The 15,114-nt window shown below is 67.6% G+C and carries 16 protein-coding genes; 6 read left to right on the top strand and 10 right to left on the bottom strand.

Annotation, left to right across the window (positions count from 1 at the left end; all coding sequences use genetic code 11):
* Positions 1–208: 208 nt before the first annotated feature.
* On the bottom strand, positions 209–850 hold the full coding sequence (locus tag VGP60_RS18420; RefSeq protein WP_327549251.1) for a nitroreductase: 642 nt from the start codon (positions 848–850) through the stop codon (positions 209–211).
* A gap of 142 nt (positions 851–992) precedes the next feature.
* On the opposite strand from VGP60_RS18420, the gene VGP60_RS18415 reads away from it, so the two are divergent.
* Entirely contained in the window at positions 993–1,643 is a 651-nt protein-coding gene (locus tag VGP60_RS18415) for an FMN-dependent NADH-azoreductase (protein WP_327549250.1), read from the top strand.
* A gap of 76 nt (positions 1,644–1,719) precedes the next feature.
* On the opposite strand, the gene VGP60_RS18410 is transcribed toward VGP60_RS18415, so the two are convergent.
* A complete protein-coding gene (locus VGP60_RS18410; protein ID WP_327549249.1) occupies positions 1,720–2,205 on the bottom strand; it encodes a MarR family winged helix-turn-helix transcriptional regulator in 486 nt (161 codons plus the stop codon).
* 107 nt (positions 2,206–2,312) lie between these two features.
* Positions 2,313–4,811 (bottom strand): sensor domain-containing protein, encoded by a 2,499-nt coding sequence (locus VGP60_RS18405; RefSeq protein WP_327549248.1) that lies wholly within the window; start codon positions 4,809–4,811, stop codon positions 2,313–2,315.
* 185 nt (positions 4,812–4,996) lie between these two features.
* Here VGP60_RS18405 and VGP60_RS18400 point away from each other — a divergent pair, with 185 nt between their 5' ends.
* Positions 4,997–6,145 carry a beta-ketoacyl synthase N-terminal-like domain-containing protein gene (locus VGP60_RS18400; protein ID WP_327549247.1) on the top strand — a complete coding sequence of 383 codons (1,149 nt, stop codon included), beginning with the start codon at positions 4,997–4,999 and terminating at the stop codon, positions 6,143–6,145.
* Between the two features lie 119 nt (positions 6,146–6,264).
* On the opposite strand, the gene VGP60_RS18395 is transcribed toward VGP60_RS18400, so the two are convergent.
* Complete coding sequence (locus VGP60_RS18395; RefSeq protein ID WP_327549246.1) at positions 6,265–7,146, bottom strand: LysR family transcriptional regulator; 882 nt, start codon at positions 7,144–7,146, stop codon at positions 6,265–6,267.
* Positions 7,147–7,217: 71 nt separating this feature from the next.
* Here VGP60_RS18395 and VGP60_RS18390 point away from each other — a divergent pair, with 71 nt between their 5' ends.
* A complete protein-coding gene (locus tag VGP60_RS18390; protein WP_327549245.1) occupies positions 7,218–7,679 on the top strand; it encodes a nuclear transport factor 2 family protein in 462 nt (153 codons plus the stop codon).
* A 59-nt stretch (positions 7,680–7,738) separates the two neighbouring features.
* On the opposite strand, the gene VGP60_RS18385 is transcribed toward VGP60_RS18390, so the two are convergent.
* Both VGP60_RS18385 and VGP60_RS18380 read right to left on the bottom strand, forming a co-directional pair.
* Positions 7,739–7,987 carry a hypothetical protein gene (locus VGP60_RS18385; RefSeq protein ID WP_327549244.1) on the bottom strand — a complete coding sequence of 83 codons (249 nt, stop codon included), beginning with the start codon at positions 7,985–7,987 and terminating at the stop codon, positions 7,739–7,741.
* Between the two features lie 14 nt (positions 7,988–8,001).
* Positions 8,002–8,373 carry a hypothetical protein gene (locus VGP60_RS18380; protein ID WP_327549243.1) on the bottom strand — a complete coding sequence of 124 codons (372 nt, stop codon included), beginning with the start codon at positions 8,371–8,373 and terminating at the stop codon, positions 8,002–8,004.
* 181 nt (positions 8,374–8,554) lie between these two features.
* Between VGP60_RS18380 and VGP60_RS18375 the strand changes: the two genes are divergently transcribed.
* The gene (locus VGP60_RS18375; protein ID WP_327549242.1) at positions 8,555–9,214 is read left to right on the top strand and encodes a TetR/AcrR family transcriptional regulator; all 660 of its coding nucleotides are present in this window, start codon (positions 8,555–8,557) and stop codon (positions 9,212–9,214) included.
* 4 nt (positions 9,215–9,218) lie between these two features.
* On the top strand, positions 9,219–10,547 hold the full coding sequence (locus tag VGP60_RS18370) for an NtaA/DmoA family FMN-dependent monooxygenase (RefSeq protein WP_327549241.1): 1,329 nt from the start codon (positions 9,219–9,221) through the stop codon (positions 10,545–10,547).
* 35 nt (positions 10,548–10,582) lie between these two features.
* On the opposite strand, the gene VGP60_RS18365 is transcribed toward VGP60_RS18370, so the two are convergent.
* From VGP60_RS18365 to VGP60_RS18350, 4 genes are all read right to left on the bottom strand, one after another.
* Entirely contained in the window at positions 10,583–10,777 is a 195-nt protein-coding gene (locus VGP60_RS18365) for a hypothetical protein (RefSeq protein WP_327549240.1), read from the bottom strand.
* Positions 10,774–11,712: an NADP-dependent oxidoreductase gene (locus tag VGP60_RS18360; protein ID WP_327549239.1), complete on the bottom strand. Its 939-nt coding sequence runs from the start codon at positions 11,710–11,712 to the stop codon at positions 10,774–10,776. Before VGP60_RS18360 ends, VGP60_RS18365 begins: the two co-directional genes overlap by 4 nt.
* Positions 11,713–11,762: 50 nt before the next feature.
* Positions 11,763–13,685, bottom strand: a complete 1,923-nt coding sequence (locus VGP60_RS18355) for an MFS transporter (protein WP_327549238.1) — start codon at positions 13,683–13,685, stop codon at positions 11,763–11,765.
* Positions 13,686–14,021: 336 nt separating this feature from the next.
* Complete coding sequence (locus tag VGP60_RS18350; RefSeq protein WP_327549253.1) at positions 14,022–14,309, bottom strand: hypothetical protein; 288 nt, start codon at positions 14,307–14,309, stop codon at positions 14,022–14,024.
* On the opposite strand from VGP60_RS18350, the gene VGP60_RS18345 reads away from it, so the two are divergent.
* Positions 14,196–14,885, top strand: coding sequence for a GlxA family transcriptional regulator (locus VGP60_RS18345; protein ID WP_327549252.1), 690 nt, complete (start codon positions 14,196–14,198; stop codon positions 14,883–14,885). The two genes, VGP60_RS18350 and VGP60_RS18345, sit on opposite strands and share 114 nt — an antisense overlap.
* Positions 14,886–15,114 lie beyond the last annotated feature (229 nt).

Raw genomic sequence — 15,114 nt, 5'->3', positions numbered from 1 at the left:
GACTCTGAGTCCCTCAAGGTTCCCTTCACGGCGTTCCGGCGGTCACCCACCCTGAAACCGACGGGGGTGGGTGAGAGCACGACAGTCTCTTGAGGTGGCCTTCAGGGCCAGGTGCGCCACAGCCTCGATCGGCGTTGAGCGCTTCAAGTCGGCAGTCGGCGAGCTCGACGCACAGCGCGCATCACCGCCTGAACGCCCGGCGCCAGTGTCAGTGGTCGGTGTGGCCGCGCAGGCAGTCGATCAGGGTGTCGAGGGACGCTTCGAGCGCGACGGTGTCGCAGAAGAGGATGAGCTCGTCCGGAGGTGACAGGACCTCCGCGACGGTCTTGCGGTACTTCGCCCATGCCATCTGCGTGCAACTGTGCAGCCCTTCGGCGCGCAGCAGCAGCATGACGGTCTGCAGAAACATGCCGACGTCGGACCATTGGGCCGTGCCCAGGTCGCGGTCGATGTAGCAGAACAGGGCGGCGGGCGCGCCGAAACAGTCCCAGTTCGCGGAAGCGGCTCTGTGGCGCGCTTCCAGATCCTCGCACGGAATGCCGAGTGCGCCGTAGCGCTGCTCGCCGAAGGCGAATCGGCGCTCGCGGTACGGGGACTTCAATGCGGGTGGGTACTGCTCGTACTCCGGCTCGTCCCAGGGGTCGCCTGCGGCCAGGCGCTCACCGGCGCGCTTCTTGAGTTCGGCCAGCGGCCCACCGGTCAGCGCGTAGGCGTGCCACGGCTGGAGGTTCGATGCGGACGGCGACCAAGTCGCGGCGGACAGCACGCGCTCCAGCATCTCCCTCGGGACATGCCGGTCGGTGAATCCGCGCACTGCCCGTCGGCTCGTGACCGCCTCGTAGACGTCCAAGATCGCCTACCTCCCATCCGTTCAATGGATCTACCCCGTTACACATGAGATAGTATCATTCATTACTATCTCATGTACTATCGTCGCGTACGAATCCTCAGCCCTTGGTTCCACCTCGGGTACCGTTCTTTGGAGAAGGCCCATGGCCACGCTGCTGCACATCGACTCGTCCGTGTTCCCCGTCGAAGCGTCCTCAACCCGTTCGGTCGCGGACGCCTTCCGCAAGGCCTGGGAGGAGCAGTACCCGGAGGGCACGGTCATCTACCGCGACGTAGCCGCCAACCCCGTTCCGCACATCACCGCCGACGCCTGGTTCGCCGGTAACGCCGCTCCGTCCGAGCACACCCCGGAGCAGTCCGCCGCGTTCGCCGCGCGCGTGAAGCTCATCGAGGAACTGGAGCAGGCGGACGCCGTCCTGATCGGCGCCCCCATGTACAACTACTCGATCCCGTCGACTCTCAAGGCGTGGCTGGACAACGTGCTCCTGCTCGGCCGCACCACGGGCGAGACCCGCTCCGCCCAGGGCACCCCGGTCATCGTCGTCGCCAGCCGTGGCGGCTCCTGCGCGCCGGGTACCCCGCGCGAGGGCTACGAGTTCGTACAGAACTACCTCGAGGCCGTCCTCAAAGGCACCCTCGGCATGGACCTCGACTTCATCGTCCCGGAACTCACCATGGCCCCCCGCAATCCGGCCATGTCTGAACTGGTCCCCCTCTACGAGGCCTCCCGCAAGCGCGCCTTCGAGGACGCGACCACCAAGGCCAAGGAGCTCGCGGTGCGCCTCGCCGCGTAATTCCCGACGATGACGGTGGCGCTCTGCCCCTGGGGCCGGTGGCCCGGCGCTGGGGGCGGCAGGCGGGCCGGTGCGCTTACGCCTCGCCGCCTGCGGGATAGACAAACCGGGTCAGCAGATCCGTCAGTTGCTCGGGCTCACCGGGCCCCAGCTCGGCAATCAGACGCTCAGCCGACGGCACCGCCGCCACATGAACCGCGTCGAAAAGCTCGACGCCCCGAGGCGTGATCTCCACTGCCCGCACCCGCCGGTCCCCTGGAACGGTCTTGCGTACGGCCAGCCCCCTGCGCTCCAGGTCGTCCACGACCCGCATGATTCCCGCCTTGTCCGACCCCGTCGCCGCCGCCAAGTCCCGCTGCACCGTGGGCCCGCGGTCGACCAGCACGATCAGCACGGCAAAATGCCGCAACTCGATGCCGAGCGGCCGCAACGCCTCTTCCAACACCGCGGCCGCGCGCCAATGCGCCCGGCGCAGCAGCAGGCCAAGAGCGAACGGCGAGGCATCTCCGGGGCGGTCGGTCACACGCGAGGCGGTGGTTCTGTCAGGAACGTCGGCGGGCATGAGGTCATATTACCGCGGTCTATTCGTTCGATACGGTCTCATTTGTAACTAAATGCGGGCTACCTCTGGTGCGGCCCCCGTGCGAGTTCGTGACCTGCCTGGCAGGTCTATCGCGGGAGGTGGTCGTAGTGCGGCAGCAGTTTTTCGGCCGGTCCCGGGCCGGCGACGAAGTCGCCTTGTGCGTAGTCGCAGCCCATCGCGCGAAGGACATCGAGCTGGTGGACGGTGTCGACGCCCTCGGCGATCACGACCATGTCCACGGCGTGGGCCATCCCGACCATCCCGGCGACAACCGGTTCAGCGTTGGGGGACGTACCCAGCGCCGCGATGAACGTTCGGTCGATCTTGATGGCGTTGAGGCCGAGCCGCTGGAGCTGGGTCAGGGACGACCGGCGAGTGCCGAAGTCGTCCACCGCGACCTGGATACCCCGCCCCCGCACGGCTTTCAGAATGTCGGCGGCGTCGTGCAGCGCGTCTTCGGTGACCTCGACGCACAGCTCCGCCGGCTCCGTCGACGACCCGCCAAGAGCCAGTTCCATCACTTGCAGTAGTCGAGGATCACCCAGTTGGCGGATCGACATATTTACATTCGCATTAAGGTGAACGCCATGTTCGACTCGCCAGCGCGCGCACTCCCGGGTAGCGGACTGGATGACATGTGCGCCGATGGCGCCGAGCAGATCGCCGTCGGCGTCGGCGACCGCGAACACTTCAGCGGGGGAAATGCTCCCGTGCTCGGTGTGCTCCCAATGCGGCATGGCCTCGGCGGCCACGATGTCGCCAGTGACAAGGTCCACGATCGGCTGGTAGACGACCGGGATGGCTGCCGCACCGTCGTCCATCACCGCGCGCAGGTCCTGTTCGAGTTGCAGGCGCCGCTTGATCGGCTCACGCAAGGCCGGCTCATACAGCACGGCCCGCCCGGGACCAGCGTTTTTGGCGGTGTACATCGCGATCTCACTGTCGGCGATCAGTTCCGCGGCACTCCGGGTGTCCCTGGGGGCGGACATGGCGATACCGATGTTGGTGTCGATGGTCAGTGCGCGGCCTTGGACAGTCATCGGCGCAATCAGGTGCTGGCGCACATGGTCGCTCAGTCCCCGCACGTCGACAGCCGTAGCGCAGGTCGTGGTGGCCAGGACGAACTTGTCCCCGCCGTCACGGCCCACGATGCCGTCGGCGATCTCGGCACGCAGCCGGAAGGCGGCGATCTTGAGGACCTGGTCTCCGGCGGGGTGACCAAGCGAGTCGTTGATCATCTTGAAGTTGTCGAGGTCGATGAACAGCACCGTGACCGTCGTGTCGGGCTTTGCGAGAGCGTCGGTGAGGAAGCTCAGCACGAGGCGCCGATTGGCGAGGTTGGTCAGGGGGTCGTGGGTCGCGGCGTGGGTCAGCCGTGCCCGGTCGGCGCGGTCCTCGGTGATGTCGGCAAACGAGGTCAGCACCGAAGACCCCGGCTGATCGTCTTCTCCGAGACGCGCCGAGGTGATCGAGACCCAGCGGTCAGCTCCGTCGAAGCGCCGGATCCGCACGACCCGGCTGGTGGCCTTCCCGGTGCGGGCGATCTGCGAGGACGGGAACTCCTCGTGGGGGATTTCCTGCCCCGCTTCGTCGAAGAGTCGGATGCCGTCGCTGTGCAGGCCGATCAGCGAGCCGTCACGGGCGCCGACGATGCGGTGGGCGGCCGGGTTCGCGAGGTCGATGTGGCCGGTCGGCCCCATCACGATCATGCCGGTGTCCACCGATTCCACAACGGTGGTGAAATGCTCCTCGGCTTTGCGGCGAGGTGTTTCGTCCGTGCAGATCAGCGCGAACCCGTCGGGCATCTCCGCTGCGGACACCCGGACCGCCAGCCGGTTGCCGTCGGCGTTGTAGTGGACCGCGTTCTCCTTGCCACCGGCGTCGATGATGGCCTGTGGATCCAGCGAAGCGCCGACAACCTCCGACACCGAGCGGCCTTTCGCATCGGTCTCGGTGTAGCCGTACATCTCGCGGGCAGCCGGGTTCCAGCTCGTCACGAGCCCGGACGACGACGTGGCCACGATGGCGTCGGAGGCGTTCTGGATCGTTGCGGCCTGATACATCACCGCCGCCGCGGTCCGCTTCTGCTCGGTGAGATCGCGCAGGATGACCTGGTAGGCACGTTCCCCGTTCCACACCGTGAGCACCGACGTCGACTCGACATCCAGCGTGCCACCGTCGAACGTGAGCAGGACCGCCTCGGCGGCTTGGGTGCGCGCGCCGGGGACTTTCAGCGAGTCGATGCGCTCGATCAGCGCGGCGCGCGAGTCCTGAGCCACGAATTCGGAGATCGGGCGGCCGACGATGTCCGCAGGTTCACTCGCCCCGAGGAACTTGCACACCGCCGCGTTGACGAACACGACCTTGCCATCCTGGTGCACGCAAATCCCATGCGGAGACGCGTTCGCCAGTTCCAGGTACTTCGCTGGGTCGGCCGACAATGCGTTGTCCGCGGCCGCCGCCGGCTGAGTCGCACGGGCGGTGCGCACGCGTTCGTCGATATCGCGCAGAACATCGTCCCACGAAGCGGCCGAGGAACCGGGCCGCGATGTCCAGCGGGCCGCGGCGCCGTGCGCTGGCGACATCGCCGGTCTGATGGGTGCCACGTTGCCGTCGTCGCTATTAGGACCCACCTGATCCACACTCCCGTGTTTTTGTAACCCGCATTAGATCACTCCACCCCGCTCCGCGTCTCCACAACCACTCCCTCCCGCACCCTTTGTCAGCCGTCGTCAGCGGGCTGCCGGTGCTCTCGACGATTGGCAGTCCTATGCAGCACCACACCAACATCTGCGGCATCGGCGCGGTCACTCCCTACGGCTGGGGCCGGGACCGCCTCTGGGACGGCCTCGTCTCCGGAGCTCCCTCCGCCACCTCCGTCGCCGGATACGGCGCCGGACCCGCCGATCCCGGCTGGGTCGGTCTCGTTCCCGACGGCGGCCGCCCCGAGGATGGTTCCCGGTTCGCCCGCGCGATGCTCGCCGCCGTCCGCGAGGCGATCACCGACGCGAAGGCCCGCGGCTGGAGACCGGGCCGCAAGGTCGGTGTCCTGCACGGGGCGGTGCTGCACGACACCGAGAGCTGGCATGACTACCACCGCCAGGACACGCGATGGTCCCGGCGCGACTTCATCTCACTGATGCCCTCCACACCGATGTTTTCGCTCATGCAAGAACATGGCTTCCATGGGCCGACGATGGATCTGTCGTCGATGTGCGCGTCGGGCAACGCCGCGCTGATCACCGCCAAAATGTGGCTGGACGACGGCCGTGCCGACGACGTCATCGTCGTCACCACCGACCTGTCCGGCTTGCCCGCGATCGTGCGCAGCTTCGTCGACGCCGGCGTCGCCGTCACCGACCTGCACCCCTTCGACGCGTGCCGCCCCTTCCAAACGGGCAGCCGGGGATTCGTGTTCGCGGAAGCCGCGGTCGCTTTCGTGGTCACCCGGTCCGACGTCGACTCGTACGCGCTGGTCCTCGGCGGGGAAATGGGCCACGAAGCGCACCACGCGATCGGGCTCGCCACCGATTCGGCGCAAGCTGTCTCGGTGGTCACCGACGCGCTCGGCCGCGCCGGCGTCGCCCCCGGCGCCGTGCGGTACCTCAACGCGCACGGCCCCGGCACCCGTCAATGCGACGCCACGGAATCCGCGATCCTCGAGCGGCTGCCCGCGGCCCAGGTGTACTCCTTCAAACCCTCCACCGGGCACACCCAGTGCGCGGCGTCTCTCGTCGAGATCGCCGGGACGTGCCTGGGCTGGCAGCACAACCTCATCCCCGCGCCCAACCAGGTCGCTGAGGGACATCCACGGCTCCTGCCAGGAGCGACGACTCCGGAGCCAGGAATCGTGGTGAAAACCTCCGTCGGGATGGGCGGCAGCGTCGCCGCAGTCGTCCTCGAAAACGCCGCCGGGTAACTCGCCGCGGCCGGTCAGTCGAGCCGGCCGACGGCGCCTGCTGACCACGCTGCGGTATGGAGGTGGCTCGTGAGTGGCAACAAGGTGTTCTATAATAACACTTGTAAACACTCACGACCTCATCCGAGCGCGAGCCCCACCCGGACGAACTGGGCGACGTGCGGGTCGTGGCTGCCGGAGCGCCAGGAAAGCGCTGTGACGTAAGGGCTCGCGTCGGGAACCGGCCGGAACACGATGTCGTCGCGTGAGCTTCTTTTGGCCAGTGAAACGGGGACCAACGCGACGGCGAGGCCGAGTGCGACCGTTTCCAGCAGCTGTGAGCTGTCTCGTACCTCGGGTCCCGTCACCGGGGGAGCGCCCAATTCGCCGTCCTGCCCAGCCCAGTAGGCGAGTTGGTCCACAGTGGACTCGGGACCGACGGGCACCGGCAATCCGGCGAGGTCGCGACAGCTCAACTCCGACTTCGAGGCGAGTTCGTGCCCGGCGGGAAGTGCGGCCACCCGTCGTTCCGAGGCGATCAACTCCCAGTCGAGTCCACGGCGCTCGCCTGGCATGCCGATCAGCGCCGCGTCCGCGCGCCCGTCCCGCACCATAGCCGCCTGCTCGCCGTAGCCGCTGACCGCGATTTCGACCTCGGCGGCGCCGGGTGTCGCGCGGTAGGCCTCGGCGAGCCGCCGCAGCAGGTCGGTCGCCACGCCCGGTTTCGCGGTGACGACGACCCGGGGCGTGCTCAGCCCGGCGCGAGTGGTGCGCCGCGCCGCGGCGGCTACGGCGTCGAGCACGCGCGCGGACTCGACCAGCAGGGTGCGGCCGGGTGCGGTCAGCGTGACGCAATGCGTGGTGCGCTCGAACAGCGCGACGCCAAGCCGTCGTTCGAGCTGCTTGATCGCCCTGGACAGTGGCGGTTGCGCGATCCCCAGCTTCGTCGCGGCGCGCGAGAAGTTGAGCTCCTCGGCGACGGCTTGGAAGTAGCGGAGTTCCCTGACCTCAAGGTCGGTCATACCCACAGGGTATAGGGCTGGACTGAACCAGTCTTTCCCAGAACGGCCCGGCCGCTGGTGAAATGGGTGTCGTGACGACGAAAGCGGCGCCGATGACCGACGGCTCCTTCCTCGGCGGGACACCGAAATCCCTTGGTGAAAGGAAGAAGACGATTTCCACTACCGAAAACAAGCAGGTCGTGCACGCCTTCCTTGACCTGGCGTTCAACGCCAAGAAGCCCGAGGAGGCATTCGACCGTTACGTGGGGCCCGGCTACGTCCAGCACAATCCGCACGCTCCCGACACCGCCGCCGAGTCAGCCCGGTTCCTCGCGGGATTCGTCGGCGCCTACCCGGGTATGACGCTCGAGATCAAACGGACCGTCGCGGAGGACGACCTGGTCGTGACGCACAGCCTCCTCAAGACGACGCCGGACGAGCGCGGCACCGCGATCGCCGACCTCATGCGGGTGCGAGACGGCCGGATCGTCGAGCACTGGGACGTCGCGCAACCGGTCCCGGAAGCCCCGGCGAACGACAACACCATGTTCTGAACACTTCGCGGCGTGCGCTGGTCATCGACGGGATGGCGGGGACGGCCAAGCCTCCGGTGCTACTGTCCAATTGTTCGGCGGGCGGGGCCGTTCGCGCTGCGGGGGACGATCGGGACCAGGCCGATGGCGCTCAGGACGGCCACGAAGCCGTTCTCGATCTGAGTGGCGGTGCTCGGCCAGTAGCCGGGCGTTTCGCAGAAGTTCCCGTCGCAGTCCATCGGAGGCGGGCCGGCGCAGCCGGTGACAAGCAGGACGACAGCGCCGGCGAGGGCAGCCAGGCGGAATCGGTACACGGCAGGGCTTTTCACCGGAACGAGTCTCCTCACGCGATCTGGGTGGAACGCTGTGAGCCGGAAGTCACCAGCACCATCACGCCGATGGCCAGCAGAATCGCGATCCCGGCTTGGTAGAACCCCGTGATCACGCTGATCAGCGCGCTCACGGCCCCCACCGCCTCCATGGCCAGCGCGAGGCCGCGCGCCCACGGACGCCGGGTCAGGAAGGCTGCGGCGAGGGCGACGAGGGCCGCGATCAGGGGATTGATCACGATCACGAACCACACCGAACCCGCGACGTCCTGGCCGTGGTCGAGGCGCGCGCTGATCGTCAGCAGCTGCACGACCCAAATCCCGAGCGAGGCCACGGTCTGCACGAACATGATCACCTGCGCGATCCTGAGCTGCCTTCTGACCACGATCCGCTCCTCTCCTCGACGACTCCCGGCCACGCTAGCCGCCGGCGGCGGCGGGACCCCAGTCAGGCTTGTCCACTACCTGTCACCGCCGCTGCTCACTTGACGTTGATCACTCAACAGAACAAAAAATGGGCTGTCAAGCCCAAAAATTGCGTACGCTGTCTGTATGGCCTCGGAACGTGTGGCGACGCCGCAGAAGTTGACTGTCAAAGGGCAGGCGACCCGGGAGCGCATCCTGCGCAGCGCCGCGGAACTGATGTACGTCAAAGGCGTGCACGGCACGAACAACGAAGCGGTGCGCCGCGCGGCCGGAGTCAGCGGATCTCAGCTCAACCATTACTTCCCGGACAAGGAGAGCCTGGTGCTCGCCGTGGTCGGCATGCGGGCCGAACAAGTCCTCGATCTCCACGCCGGTGAACGTTTCTCCGGGCTCGACAGCATCGAGGCGCTACGAAGGTGGGCCGGCTTCTTCATCGCCTATGAGGGCGCTTGTCAGCAAGGATGCACGTTCGGCTCGCTCGCCGGCGAGATCGTCAAGACCGACCTCGTCGTCCGCGAGCAGCTGGCGGAGGGGTTCGGTCAGTGGGCGGACATCTTCCGCGCCGGGCTCGCCCGGATGCGCGACAGCGGTGTTCTCCGTGCTGAGGCCGACCCCGGGCGACTGGCCCACTTGCTGCTGGCCGCCTTCCAAGGCGGCATGCTCCTCGCTCAGGCCACTCGGGAGATCACATCGCTGCAGGACGCGTTGACCGCTGCCATCGACTACATCGAGACATTCGAGGTCAAATCAGAGTCTGGACGGGCGAGACGCGACTTCGGCGAGCACAACACAAGGAAATGACCTGATGACCGCACGACCATTGCACTTCAACGCTTTCATCTGGCCCAACGGCTACCACGAGTCCGCGTGGCGCGTGGTCGACGACGACGTGCGAGGTGTTCTCGGACTTCCCTACTACGCCGACATCGCGCGAATCGCCGAACGCGGCCTGATGGACACGGTGTTCCTGGCCGACAACATCGCGATCGCCGAATACCGCGCCACGCATCTGCCGCAGACACAATTCGATCCCATCTCGGTGCTCTCAGCTCTCGCCGCGGTCACCAGCCACATCGGACTGATCGGGACCGGCTCGACGACCTACAGCAAGCCGTGGGAACTCGCCCGGCGGTTCGCGACACTGGATCATCTCAGCGGCGGCCGCGCCGGCTGGAACATCGTCACCACCGTCACGCCACTGGCCGCGGCGAACTTCGGCGAACCTATCCACCCTGACCACGCCGACCGGTATGCGCGGGCCCATGAATTCGTCGATGTGGTGAGGCGTGCGTGGGACAGCTGGGAGGACGACGCGATCATCGGTGACCGCGAGCGTGGCGTGTGGGCAGATCGCAGCAAGTTGCACGCGCCCCGCTTCCACGGTCAGTACTACGACGTCGAGGGCGTCCTGCCGTTTCCGCGCTCTCCGCAAGGAAATCCCGTGCTTGTTCAAGCAGGGCAGTCGGGGCCCGGCATCGCGTTGGCCGCACGATATGCCGACCTGGTGTTCTCCGGGCCGCCGTCGCTGGAGGCGGCGGTCGAGTTCCGGGCAGAGGTTCACGCACAGGCTGCCGCCGCAGGCCGGGACCCTGCCCAGGTGCTCGTCCTCCCGGCGTTGATGGTGACTCTGGGCGGGACCGAGGCCGAAGCGCAGGAGAAGGCGCGCCGGTTGGAAGAGCTGACGAGCCCAGAGTTCCGCTGGCAGAACACGCTGTACACCGCAGGGCTCGATCCGGACGCCTTCGACCCGGATGTTCCGCTACCGGCCGAGCTGTGGACCGGGCAATCGGCACCGTCGAGTCGCGCGGAGCTGCTGTACGCGGCCGCACGTGCGCGGCCGGACGCTTCACTGCGCGACGTCGCTGGGCGGCTCACGGGTGGTGCGGGTCAGATCCATTTCGTCGGAACGCCTGAGCAGCTCGCCGAGCACGTGATCGCCTGGCAGGACGCGGGCGCGGTCGACGGGTTCACCATCATGGGATCGACTTTGCCGTACGAACTGATGACATTCGTCGACCATGTCGTGCCGATTCTGCAGTGCAAAGGCCGGTTCCGCACCGAATACTCCGGAACGACGCTGCGAGATCATCTCGGTCTTCAGCGGCCGGTGGTGCCGGGCGAAGCGCGTCGGTGAATCGCACTCGACTTCGCCCGGTTCCGTACGGCGATCTACTGGTTCGGGTCGTCGGTCTTGAGCTGTTCCCCGGTGGTGGAGACGAAGACGACGAGGAGCTCGGCCGGTTCTGCGTTGCTGGCGTTTTCTGTGGCCACGTGGTGGGCTCCTGGCTGCTCGATCCAGTTCTCGCCTTGGGTCGCCGAGGTGAAGGTTTTGCCTTGGATGTCCGGGAGCGCCTGGTGGATCACGAGTGCCGCGCTCCTTGTTCGTCCGCGACCTGAATGATTGTCTTGCCGGGCGTGCGGCGGTGGCCGGCGAACGCGGAGGCCGTTTCGGAAAGCGGTCGCACGTCGCCGACGATGGGGTTGAGCCGTCCGGCCCGGACGCGCTGGGCGAGGTCGGTCAGCCGGGCGCGGTCGGGTTCGACGACGAAGAAGATCGCTCGCCCGTCCTTGGGCTGCACGGTAGGTGGCATGACGATGGTGACGAGGGTGCCGCCCGGGCGTACCAGTTCGGTCGATCGCTCGAGGATGTCGCCGCCGATGACGTCGAACACCACGTCCACCTCGCCGGCGTGCCGCAAATCGTCGGCGTCCAGATCGAGGAAGGTCTGCGCGCCGAGGCCGAGCGCGACATCACGGTCGTCGGCCCGGCCGGTTCCGATCACGCGGGCGCCCACCTCTCGCGCGAGTTGGACGGCGATCGAGCCGACGCCGCCCGCGGCGCCGTGAATGAGGACGGTCTGGCCGGTCGTGAGGTGGGCGTGGTCGAACAGTCCCTGCCATGCGGTCAGTCCGGAAATGGGCAGCGCGGCGGCCACGGTGTGGTCGATGTCGGCCGGGAGGGGGGCGAGGTTGCGAGCCTCCACCGCAGTGTATTCGGCCAGGGATCCGTTACGGGTCCAGTCGGTCAGTCCGAACACCCGCTGGCCCACGGTGAGGCCGGTGGTTCCGTAGCCGAGCTCGACCACGGCTCCGGACAGCTCGTGCCCGGGGATGCTGGGTGTCCGGTCGCGGCCGGCGCGATCGGACCACGATGCCGGCCAGTCGAGCTCTCCGGGAGTGAAGCCCGCGGCGTGCACGCGCACGATGACGTCGTTTTCCGAGGCGTGGGGGTAAGGCATGTCGGTCAGGGTGAAGCCGCCGACACCCGCGTCACGGTCTCGCACTGTGATCGCTCGCATGGCTCGAATCCTTTCAAGAACGTTCGGCATTATTGGGTGGTTGTGGGGGCTCAGCACGGGGTCCACGCGTGGTGCCGGCGCCCGGCCGCGGAGGTCGCGGATCGCCCGTCGTCGGTGCGCTGGTGAGCCTGTGGGCGTCCGGCGTGAACCGCGGCGATCACGGACAGCACCGCGACGGACGCGATGTAGAGGTAGGCCGTGGCCTCCAGCCCCCACCAGCGGGCCAGCAGCCCGGCTGCCAGAGACGGGACGCTCAGTGCCGTGTAGCTGATCACGTAGGCGGCGGAGAACACCTCCGACCGGGTTTTCGCGCTGGTCGCCGCGCTGATGACGCGGAGGGTTCCGCTGAACGTCAACCCGACACCCAGTCCCGCGATGACCGAGCCGATGACGAAGACGATCACAGAGGTGAGCACCAGGGCCACTGCCAGTCCCGCGGACCCGAGGGCCAGGCACACGGCCCCCAGCGAGGTGGCGCCCCATGGCGTGTGCCGGACGGCCCACACCCCGCCCGCACTGTTGGCGAGGAACAGCACCGCGATGCTGAGCCCACCCGCGGCGCCGAACCCCACGTGCAGCACGGTGGTCACCAGGGACGGGGTGAGCGCCAGGAACAGCCCGGTCACCGACCACCCTGCGACGATGGCGGGGATCGTGGCAAGCAACTCCGGCCGGGCTTCCCAGGGAACGCGGACTCGCGGTCGCAATGACGCCAGTCCACCGGCTCGCCGGGTGGGTGGCTCAGGGATCGCGACGACCACCACGGCGAGGGTCACGAACGCCAGTGTCAACAGGGGGAACACATACGCGTCGGGACGCGTGGTCACCTGAACGAGCAGCCCGACGACCCCCGCGCCGATCGCCATACCGGCGCTGGTGCCCACGGCTGTCATCGTCGGCCCCAGATGCGGGCGTTCCTTGGGGGCGAACTCGACCAACCCGGCGGCGAGCGCACCCGTCGCGGTCCCGGTGGCGAGGCCCTGCACCACGCGGGCGATCAGCAGTGACCCCACCCCGTCGGCGGTCCAGAAGATCGCCGTGCCGGCCGCGGCCATGAGGAGGGCGGCGATCAGCACCGGACGGTGACCCAGGTGATCGCTGAGCGACCCGACCGTCAGCAACGCGCCGAGCAGACCGGCGACGTACACGGCGAAGATCACCGTCAGCATCGTCACCGAGAAGCCCCAACGCTCCTGGTACAGCGAGTAGATCGGGGACGGCGCGCTCGCGGTCGCCATCATCAGCACGTTGGCGCAGACGAGCAGGACGAACGAAGCACAACGTCCGAGACGACGTCCGTTGTCGAGGCGACTCACACCGTTCATCGCGTGTCCGGTCAGCTCGGCCAGGGCGAGCCGACGATGCGCTCGACGGTCGTCGTGCGCTGGAAGCCGGGGATGAAGTGCTCGAGCACATCGGAGTTCACGGTGCCGTTCGTGGTTTCGGGCGATTCTTGAGCCCGTCGACGAAGGCCGCAGAAATTCGTTCTTGAAGTCACCTCGTGGGTGGACGGCGAGAATTTCGCCCAGCTGATCGGTTTCCAGTCCGTCCAGGCCGAAGCCGAGCACGTCGGTCAAGACGCCGAGGTGCGTGGTCGCGATTTCCGGAGCCATCCGGCCGGGGATGCCCGGCGTGGTGTGCAGCGCGATCGCCGTCCAGACGGTCTCGGCGGCGGCCGCCGGGAAACCCAGGTCCAGGAGGAACCTGCGCGCGTGGTCGGCGCCATCGACTTCGAAGCGCTGCTCGACGTCGGAAAAGGGAGTCAGGAGGCCGGTGTCGTGGAACATGGCCGCCAAGTAGAGCAGCTCCGGGTCCGGTTTCACGCCGAGCTTGTGTGCGTGAATCAGGCTGAAGAAGAAGACCCGCCGGGAGTGGTGGTAGATGAGGGGACTGGTCGTCTCCTGGATGTGCCTGGTCGCTTCGGCGACCGCCGCTGTCCCAGGGATCTCCAACCCCGCGATGACCTCTGGCATGACCTCTGACCTTCCGGGAAGTGTGTCGACTGTGGACGGTGTGTCCGACTTCCATGCTGCCTTCCGAACGGCGTGCGGCGCCGCCCTCGTCCGGCCAGGAATCACTCATATCCGGACAGGCGCAATCGCCGCCGTGTGCTACCAATGAACGGTGTCCATGTCTCCTGCGTCGCCGGCCCGACGGTGGTCGGCGTCGCCGGGATCCGGCTCCGGAGGCGCCGGAGTGGTCAACGCCGCTCCCCATCGCGTCGCGATCTTGGTCTACGACGGAGTGACGTTGCTGGACGTCGCCGGTCCCGCGGAGGTGTTCAAGGAGGCGAACAGGTTCGGTGCCGGCTACCGGATCGTGCTGCTGTCGCCGACCGGTGCGGACGTCACGACGAACCTCGGAATCCGGATCTCGGTCGACAGCGGCGTCTCCTCCGAGCCGGCTTCCGACACGTTATTGGTGGCCGGGTCCGACTCTATCCGCGCGCTCGTGTCCCCGGCGACCTGGCGGACGCCGCGCGGATCCCGGCGACCAGGGCCGGCCGGGTCGCGTCGATCTGCACCGGGGCGTTCGTCCTCGCCGCCGCCGGGCTCCTCGACGGCAAGCGCGCGACGACGCACTGGAAGGTCGCGCACGAGCTCGCCGCCCGGTGTCCGACGTGCCGCGTCGAGCCCGACGCGATCTACGTTCGCGATGGCACCACGTACACGTCGGCAGGGGTGACGGCCGGCATCGATCTGGCGCTCGCTCTCGTCGAAGAGGACCACGGGCCCGATCTGGCGCGCGACGTCGCCCGCGCTTTGGTGGTGTACATGCAGCGTGCGGGCGGCCAGTCCCAGTTCTCGGCACCGCTGCAAGGACCGCCGCCCCGCTCGCCGGCTCTCCGCAAGGTCACCGACTTGGTGACGGCGAACCCCGGTGGGGACCACTCGCTCGGTGAACTCGCGAAACACCTCAACGTGAGCACCCGGCACCTCACCCGGCTTTTCCACGACGAACTGTCCACGACACCGGCCCGCTACGTGGAAAACATCCGATTCGACATGGCCAGGGCACTGCTCGACCAAGGACATACCGCGACGCAGGCCGCGACACTCGCCGGGTTCCCCAGTTACGAAAGCGTGCGACGGGTTTTCGCCAGGAAGCTGTCGATCAGCCCCGCCGCCTACCAACGCAGGTTCAGCACGGCCCGCCGCGTCAACGCGGGTTAGAGCCTGTCGTGTAAGTCATCGGAGCCAGTGACCGCCTTGGAGACCGACCGCGTACGTGCTGCAGTGCGGCGGCTGTGGAGGGCTGCGGGTTATGCCCGGCAGATCTGGGTGACGAGTTCGGTCCAGCCCCGCATGAGCCGCTCCTGCCTCCGGCCGGCCGAGGCGGAAGAAAGGTCGTCGGCGGGCAGCTGGAGCATCAGCGGTCCGTCAAGGGCGCCGGTGAGCTGTG

It is taken from the genome of Amycolatopsis sp. (genome assembly GCF_036008905.1).
Classification (GTDB): Bacteria; Actinomycetota; Actinomycetes; order Mycobacteriales; family Pseudonocardiaceae; genus Amycolatopsis.
The sequence above is the reverse complement of the archived record's forward strand: the minus strand, read 5'-3'. Positions and strand labels throughout refer to the sequence as shown.

Coding starts and splice junctions, on each gene's coding strand:
- VGP60_RS18415 (WP_327549250.1), top strand. CDS start 993: ATGGCCACGCTGCTGCACATCGACTCGTCCGTGTTCCCCGTCGAAGCG.
- VGP60_RS18410 (WP_327549249.1), bottom strand. CDS start 2,205: ATGCCCGCCGACGTTCCTGACAGAACCACCGCCTCGCGTGTGACCGAC.
- VGP60_RS18405 (WP_327549248.1), bottom strand. CDS start 4,811: ATGTCGCCAGCGCACGGCGCCGCGGCCCGCTGGACATCGCGGCCCGGT.
- VGP60_RS18400 (WP_327549247.1), top strand. CDS start 4,997: ATGCAGCACCACACCAACATCTGCGGCATCGGCGCGGTCACTCCCTAC.
- VGP60_RS18395 (WP_327549246.1), bottom strand. CDS start 7,146: ATGACCGACCTTGAGGTCAGGGAACTCCGCTACTTCCAAGCCGTCGCC.
- VGP60_RS18370 (WP_327549241.1), top strand. CDS start 9,219: ATGACCGCACGACCATTGCACTTCAACGCTTTCATCTGGCCCAACGGC.
- VGP60_RS18360 (WP_327549239.1), bottom strand. CDS start 11,712: ATGCGAGCGATCACAGTGCGAGACCGTGACGCGGGTGTCGGCGGCTTC.
- VGP60_RS18355 (WP_327549238.1), bottom strand. CDS start 13,685: ATGCCAGAGGTCATCGCGGGGTTGGAGATCCCTGGGACAGCGGCGGTC.